This is a genomic window from Anabaena sp. CCY 9910, from assembly GCF_963920875.1.
Classification (GTDB): domain Bacteria; phylum Cyanobacteriota; class Cyanobacteriia; order Cyanobacteriales; family Nostocaceae; genus Trichormus; species Trichormus variabilis.
On sequence record NZ_CAWUDJ010000091.1, the window covers coordinates 1 to 6,218 of the forward strand.

The following is a 6,218-nucleotide window of genomic DNA, read 5'->3' on the forward strand; positions in this document are numbered from 1 at the left end:
ATTCATACCGTTTCTACAGGCGTTGAACCCTCGTAATTTGGCTAAGGTATTGATTACAAAATAAATTTAGTTATATAAGCAGAGGTAAAAATACTGTAAACATTGCATTAACATTTAGTAATTATTTAGGTGATTATCTTACATGACAGGGAAGTGAGAGAGGAAGCTTAAACTAGCATTTGTGAATAGTATGCTAGATACGTTTGGGGGTGAAAGTGAGAAAAATTAGGCTGTTGGTTTTGGTACTAATTAGTTTAGGGTTACTGTCTTGCTTAGGTGTGCGTTCTTCTCTACCGTCAATATCCTCTGCTATACCAACAGTTACTCCTTCACCACCAAAAACCATCCGCTACATAGAGCGTAGCTTGCCCCAAGGTATGGCTCACATTTTATTGATTCCAGCCAATAGCCCATTTGTAGTAACTGGAGCATTATCAGCGAAGGTAAGCACTGTAGAGGAATTTGCCCAGAAGCATCGAGCTGTTGCTATCTTCAACGCAGGCTTTTTTGACCCAGCCAATCAAAAATCAACATCTTATGTAGTGGTGACTGGTCAGATGGTTGCTGACCCTAAAGATAATGAGCGCCTAGTAAACAATCCGCAATTAAAGCCTTACATCAATCTCATTTTTAATCGCAGTGAATTTCGTCGCTATTTATGTGGGCAAACTACCCGTTATGATATTACTTTGCACAATGAATCACCACCAGCAAATTGTCGCTTAGTTGATGCTATAGGTGCTGGCCCACGCTTATTACCAGAACTGACATCAGTACCAGAAGGTTTTGTAGATAATGCCAAAGGACGCGATGCACTCTTGAGTAAACAGCTTAACGCTAGAACTGCTGTAGGTATTACCAGTGAGGGCAGCATTATTTTAGTAATGGTTGCTCAAAAACCTTCAAAACCCAAAAATTCTGGCATATCTCTAGTGCAATTAGCAGATTTGATGAAAAAGTTGGGTGCATCCGCAGCGATGAACTTAGACGGAGGTAGTTCGTCTTCGCTGTATTACAATGGCAAAGCCTTTTATGGAAAATTTGATTTACAAGGAAATCCCATTAAACGAAAAGTAAAATCAGTTTTATTAGTTCAGGAGAATGTGAGAAATTAGTATTCACAGTAAATATGCTTGTTCTTCCTCTAGATACAGGTTTTGGTCAAACCGTAGTGCAAACATCATAAATTATAGCCGCAGCCAAACCTTAACCACTCACAACTGCATCGATGAACAAAACTACAAACAACAGAATCGGTTCTGAGATGGCTGATGAAGATTGGTTTAGCTTAGGAAAATCTGATGCCTGGGCGGGAAAACCCAAAGTGCCACCAGAACAAAATGCTCAAGCGGCGAGTATGTATGATTTAGGTTACGCTGAGGGAGAAATTACACATTCGCCAACCCAAACCCCCAAGGCACAACAGTAGCTAGAAATCGTCAAACACTATCATCCATCCAGCCGCATTCTGAGTTTGGGCAATCCCAATGCACCCTTGAGATATAGTCACGCTCATACTCAGCACCACATTGGGGACACTTACCAGTAAATAAAGGATGCCAATCAAGTAACTCTAATTGTTCCTCTAGTGTCCATCTCTGGCGGGGCTGCAAAATCAGTTCGCCGTTATAGTAGGTTGCCCCTTCTGGTTGCCATAGTTCCTCTACTTGGGCGTTGGGGTCTTCTCGAAAGTCGAGGCAGCTATCACCGTCTACCCCCGTTGGGTGAACAGCACAGACGAGGTGGGGGTCATGGGCATAGAGGAGACAGCGATCGCACTCTGGAATTTTTGGCATAGTACCAGTGTACTGCTTTGTCACAAGCGATGCCTACGCACTTCTTGATTTTCCTCTAAGAATATCGCCAAGCCCAAGCAATGACCAGATGACCAAGATTAGAAACAGGAATTAATGAGTTTTATTGAGCAATAGAAGCGATATTAGACTGAAATTCAAAATTTTACTAAGTTTTTTGAGTGGGAAGAACTTTATGCCCAAGAATAATAGACATTGGCTTTGGGAGGAGCGATGAAGCTATATTACATTCCCACAACAAGAGCAGTACGCCCTCGGTGGCTTTTAGAAGAAATGGGAATTGCTTATGACTTAGTGCGAGTCAATATGAGCATGACAAAACAACCAGAATATCAACAACTGCACCCACATGGTAAAGTGCCAGTCTTGGTAGATGGGGAAGTAACGATTTTTGAGTCTGCTGCTATTTGTAGTTATCTGGCAGACAAATATATAGAAATGGGGTTTGCTCCACCGTTAGATAGTTCTGAACGTGCTTATTATCAGCAATGGCTTTTTTATGCCGCAGTTACCCTAGAGCCGCCGGTTGAGCATTATATGTTTAATGTGCTGCCAAATCTGCCAGAAAAACTACTGCCAGGTTTTGTCAGGTCTGAAACTTCACTGCAAGAATCTCAACAATGGTTTGACCGCGTTGCTCAACCTCTAAAAGAAGTCTTGGTTGGCAAGAATTATTTAGTAGGAAATAGACTAACAGTTGCTGATATTCTCACTGGAGGAGTTTTGCTATGGGCTAAGAAGCTAGGAATGCTCAAAGATGATGATCCCTTAGCTGAATATATCAATAGCTTGATGCAACGACCTGCTTTTGGGCGTGCCGATGAAGATTTTTATGCCAAGATAGCTCCTTAGTATCTGATGAGGGCAATAGTCGCTTTGCGAACCGGCGAAGCCATCGCTTACGGTTTGGTTTTTCCTCTCTGCGAGACGCTACTCGCGTTCGCTTGTATTTTATGGGAGGCGATCGCTAGTTAAATTTATTTTTTTTGATTTGAGATACAGCAGAAATAGTACCTAAAGCTATCAGTCCTAACGTTGCGGAGCTATTGTCTGGTACAGGTTTAGCAACAAACTTTAACACTTCGCCTTGTCCTGGCAAAGCACCTTTGTTTGACACATAGATACTACCATCAGTTCCAATGGCAAGGCCTGTAGGGGCAATTAGCCCATCACTGGCGATGGTAGTACGAGTACCATCAGGATCAATTTTAATTAAAGCACCATTACCACTCAAGAGTTCTTGACTCGCAAATTGTAAAACGTACAAACTGCCTTGAGGGTCAACAGCTAAACCAGTGATCCCTGTAAAACCCCCTGCATACATTTCGGGAGGCAGACCAGAGGAAATTTTATAGACGTTAGCTGTACCTGGAGTAAAAGGAAATCCGGTTAGTTGGCCAACAAATAATTCACCGCTACCAGAGGAAGCGATCACTGTAGGTACTGACTGCACAGGAATGGTCTGACCTGTAAATGGGTTCGTTCCTAAACTGCTAGGAAACACAGCCCGTACACTCAGATTACTGCCATCTGTATTGACTTGGAGTAAATCATTACCTCCCGCATCTGTGACATAAGCTATATCATTCTGGATTAATAGCCCATAAGGGTTGCTATTTAAATCGCTGCCATCAGGATTGTTAGCAGCCTCAAAAGCTCCCAGATCAGCCACAGTTGTCCAAGAGTTGGTATTAAAGTCAACTTGCAAGAGTTTGCCAAAGTCGGGAAATATCAAAGGATTAAAGTAGCTAGGGTCTGGATTAGCACCTAAACCTGTAATTATATAAGCCTTGCCACTGCTATCAAATGCTATGCTACTTGGGCCAATACCTCCTCCTCCATTAGATGGTGCTAAAGATGGTAATCCTGTAATTATGCGCGTTTGTTGCCCGTTTTGAATTTTAGTAATTGCACCACTAGAACCGTATTGTGCTGTTTGCCCATCACCTAAGACAACGGATGCTCCTGTTCCACCAACACCGGACTCTGTAACATAAAGTGCGCCATCCAGTCCAAAAGCCAGACCACGAGGATTGTCTAGTCCACTAGCAACAACGCTACTGGTAAATTGTGCGCCTAGTGCAGTTTCTCCCATTCCCAAAGCGATGATTAAAGAACCAACAGCAGCGAGTGATAATTTATTCAGCATATTAATGTTTTTCTTTCACTAAATGATAAAAGTTAGCAACCAACATGAGAAAAAAGAAATTTTATCTTCGATTTAAGCAAAGATATTTTCATAAGAGGCTGTTTGCCAACAATGGTTTTTTCTATGGATCTAAGGGATAGCACTTCACTTCTTCATATATCTTCAGATGAGAATATCTATTTATGTTTCTCCCTTTATATTTCTTTAGAGATAACCTCTCAAAAAATCAAGAATTTTTTCTCAAAAGCTCGAACACATCTCATGTGCTTATTTTGGTAGGGCTACGCTCATAGCTGCTTGTAACCTCTGCTGCAATCGGGTGTATCGCTCTTGGGATTTTGTAGAACGAACGCACATACTTATTGCCTTCTGGCTGCCAATAATAATCGCCAACTTCTTAGCACGGGTTAACCCTGTATAAAGTAAATTCCGAGTCAACATCATGTAATGTTGCGTGTACAAGGGCAAGATTACTACTGGGTATTCTGAACCCTGCGACTTGTGGATGCTCACGCTCCAAGCTAAAGCCAACTCATTCATGTCAGCATAATCATAAGTAACTTCGCGCTCTTGATACTTGCAAAGCTACCAGTAATCGTAGTTAGTTCCTTCGCACCAGGGCGTTGCAAACGTGCCACCGTGTAACCCGACTCTTGAGAATAATAAGTCAAGCGTTCTACCACTCCCGTAATCAATTCATGTTTGGAAGTGGCGTTGATTTGCTGCTGACTTGGTAGGGGTGTGGTGGACATCACTTTCAACAAACGGCGCAGCTACTATACTCGATACTGTTTGAGGAGTAATCGGGTAAGTTTTGTATAGTATTTATGTACTATACGAGAAATTGTGGAGATATCGCTTTTTTTAGCGTTTCCTCTCTACGAGACGCTGAATGCGAACGCTTGAATTTCAGGAAATATCACTATCTTTAGCTAGGGATGGGGAAATGCTAAGGCAATCCGCAGTAACTATTGACTATGAACTGTTGGCTATGGGCTAATGACTAATGACTAATAAGCATTGACCAATGACTAACCAAACCATTCATGTTGTAGCTCGTTTTGTAGCTTTACCCGATAAAGTAGAAGAACTCAAAGCAGTATTATTGGGACTGATTGAACCAACTAGACTTGAACCAGGTGTGATTAAATATGAACTTTTACAAAATCAATCAGATCCAACAGATTTTACTTTTGTAGAAGAGTGGGAATCCGAGGCAGTACTCGATATTCATTTAGCGTCACGCCGTCTGCAAGTACCAATAGCCAAGCTAGAAGGATTAATAGCTGCGCCACCAGATATCCGCCGTTATTCTATTTTGGCTACGATCGCCTAGTATTCAAGGAGTGGAATCTTGAAATAGTTGCATACAGTGCGTTGGTTCTTTAATTCTTCCCGCCGGGGCTTGAGGGCGATCGCCTGCGGCGGGCGGTTACGCCATCGCTCTTGTACGAGAATTATTAAATGCTGTTGGCGTAGTCGTATTTGCCTCCACGTTCAAGGGCGCGTTTGTAGGCAGGTCGCGCATGGATGCGTTCGATAAATTCGTGAATCTTTGGTCGGTTTGAGATAAGTTCGGCTTGCAGGGCAACCAATTCCAAAGGAAAGCTCATTTGGATATCGGCGGCGGTAAATTCTGAGCCTACAAACCACGTACTCTTACCAAGTTCAGCTTCTATGTAATCAAAGTGAAGCTTGATTTGGGGCGCGATAAATGCGTCATTTGCCCTGCTATCTCCTGCCCCAAAACGGTTAAATATGAGGTTCATTACCAGAGGTGGCATTGCCGAGCCTTCGGCGTAATGCAGCCAATAGGTGTAGCGCAGACGCTCTGGCGTACCGGATTTTGGGATTAACTGACCATTGCCGTAGCGCTCTACTATGTATTCGATAATAGCGCCGGACTCAGCAACAGTCACTTGTGCATCTGTAATCACTGGTGACTTGCCAAGTGAATGGACTTGGCGCAGTGATGCTGGTGCTAACATCGTCTTTGGGTCGCGTTCGTAAAACTTGATATCGTATTCGATGCCTAATTCTTCAAGTAGCCATAGCACACGCTGCGATCGCGAGTTGTTGAGATGATGGATAATGATCATTGGGAGCTACTTTTTGTTATCTGCTTTTGCTCATCTCAAAGTATCATCAGTTTCCCTAATCTTCATCTATCTGGTGGTTTGTACTGGGTATAATGTAGCGTTTGACCAAAAGAATGGGATACAAGCCCCGTCGTTCTACGACGGCTTTTCTTGATT

At 42.7% G+C, this 6,218-nt stretch carries 8 protein-coding genes and 1 pseudogene; 4 read left to right on the top strand and 5 right to left on the bottom strand.

What is annotated here, in order from left to right; genetic code table 11:
* The first annotated feature begins 215 nt into the window (after positions 1 to 215).
* Together ACM5QX_RS29220 and ACM5QX_RS29225 are read left to right on the top strand one after the other, a co-directional pair.
* Positions 216 to 1,115, top strand: coding sequence for a phosphodiester glycosidase family protein (locus tag ACM5QX_RS29220; protein WP_414756709.1), 900 nt, complete (start codon positions 216 to 218; stop codon positions 1,113 to 1,115).
* 113 nt (positions 1,116 to 1,228) lie between these two features.
* Positions 1,229 to 1,429: a hypothetical protein gene (locus ACM5QX_RS29225; protein ID WP_414756710.1), complete on the top strand. Its 201-nt coding sequence runs from the start codon at positions 1,229 to 1,231 to the stop codon at positions 1,427 to 1,429.
* Between the two features lie 10 nt (positions 1,430 to 1,439).
* On the opposite strand, the gene ACM5QX_RS29230 is transcribed toward ACM5QX_RS29225, so the two are convergent.
* On the bottom strand, positions 1,440 to 1,796 hold the full coding sequence (locus ACM5QX_RS29230) for a hypothetical protein (protein ID WP_414756716.1): 357 nt from the start codon (positions 1,794 to 1,796) through the stop codon (positions 1,440 to 1,442).
* Positions 1,797 to 2,027: 231 nt separating this feature from the next.
* Here ACM5QX_RS29230 and ACM5QX_RS29235 point away from each other — a divergent pair, with 231 nt between their 5' ends.
* Positions 2,028 to 2,666, top strand: a complete 639-nt coding sequence (locus ACM5QX_RS29235) for a glutathione S-transferase family protein (protein ID WP_414756711.1) — start codon at positions 2,028 to 2,030, stop codon at positions 2,664 to 2,666.
* A gap of 115 nt (positions 2,667 to 2,781) precedes the next feature.
* Here ACM5QX_RS29235 and ACM5QX_RS29240 read toward each other — a convergent pair whose 3' ends face one another.
* The 3 genes and pseudogenes from ACM5QX_RS29240 to ACM5QX_RS29250 all read right to left on the bottom strand — a co-directional run bounded on the left by ACM5QX_RS29240 (position 2,782) and on the right by ACM5QX_RS29250 (position 4,715).
* Positions 2,782 to 3,963, bottom strand: a complete 1,182-nt coding sequence (locus ACM5QX_RS29240) for a ScyD/ScyE family protein (RefSeq protein WP_414756712.1) — start codon at positions 3,961 to 3,963, stop codon at positions 2,782 to 2,784.
* A 267-nt stretch (positions 3,964 to 4,230) separates the two neighbouring features.
* Positions 4,231 to 4,542, bottom strand: a pseudogene (locus ACM5QX_RS29245) (ATP-binding domain-containing protein); the annotation flags it as partial.
* Complete coding sequence (locus ACM5QX_RS29250) at positions 4,500 to 4,715, bottom strand: hypothetical protein (protein WP_414756713.1); 216 nt, start codon at positions 4,713 to 4,715, stop codon at positions 4,500 to 4,502. The pseudogene ACM5QX_RS29245 and the gene ACM5QX_RS29250, both read right to left, overlap by 43 nt.
* Before the next feature lie 275 nt (positions 4,716 to 4,990).
* Between ACM5QX_RS29250 and ACM5QX_RS29255 the strand changes: the two genes are divergently transcribed.
* Positions 4,991 to 5,299, top strand: a complete 309-nt coding sequence (locus tag ACM5QX_RS29255; RefSeq protein WP_414756714.1) for a putative quinol monooxygenase — start codon at positions 4,991 to 4,993, stop codon at positions 5,297 to 5,299.
* Between the two features lie 124 nt (positions 5,300 to 5,423).
* Here ACM5QX_RS29255 and ACM5QX_RS29260 read toward each other — a convergent pair whose 3' ends face one another.
* Positions 5,424 to 6,062, bottom strand: coding sequence for a glutathione S-transferase family protein (locus ACM5QX_RS29260; RefSeq protein WP_414756715.1), 639 nt, complete (start codon positions 6,060 to 6,062; stop codon positions 5,424 to 5,426).
* Positions 6,063 to 6,218: the final 156 nt, after the last annotated feature.

Coding starts and splice junctions, on each gene's coding strand:
- ACM5QX_RS29260 (WP_414756715.1), bottom strand. CDS start 6,062: ATGATCATTATCCATCATCTCAACAACTCGCGATCGCAGCGTGTGCTA.
- ACM5QX_RS29230 (WP_414756716.1), bottom strand. CDS start 1,796: ATGCCAAAAATTCCAGAGTGCGATCGCTGTCTCCTCTATGCCCATGAC.
- ACM5QX_RS29250 (WP_414756713.1), bottom strand. CDS start 4,715: ATGTCCACCACACCCCTACCAAGTCAGCAGCAAATCAACGCCACTTCC.
- ACM5QX_RS29225 (WP_414756710.1), top strand. CDS start 1,229: ATGAACAAAACTACAAACAACAGAATCGGTTCTGAGATGGCTGATGAA.
- ACM5QX_RS29235 (WP_414756711.1), top strand. CDS start 2,028: ATGAAGCTATATTACATTCCCACAACAAGAGCAGTACGCCCTCGGTGG.
- ACM5QX_RS29255 (WP_414756714.1), top strand. CDS start 4,991: ATGACTAACCAAACCATTCATGTTGTAGCTCGTTTTGTAGCTTTACCC.
- ACM5QX_RS29240 (WP_414756712.1), bottom strand. CDS start 3,963: ATGCTGAATAAATTATCACTCGCTGCTGTTGGTTCTTTAATCATCGCT.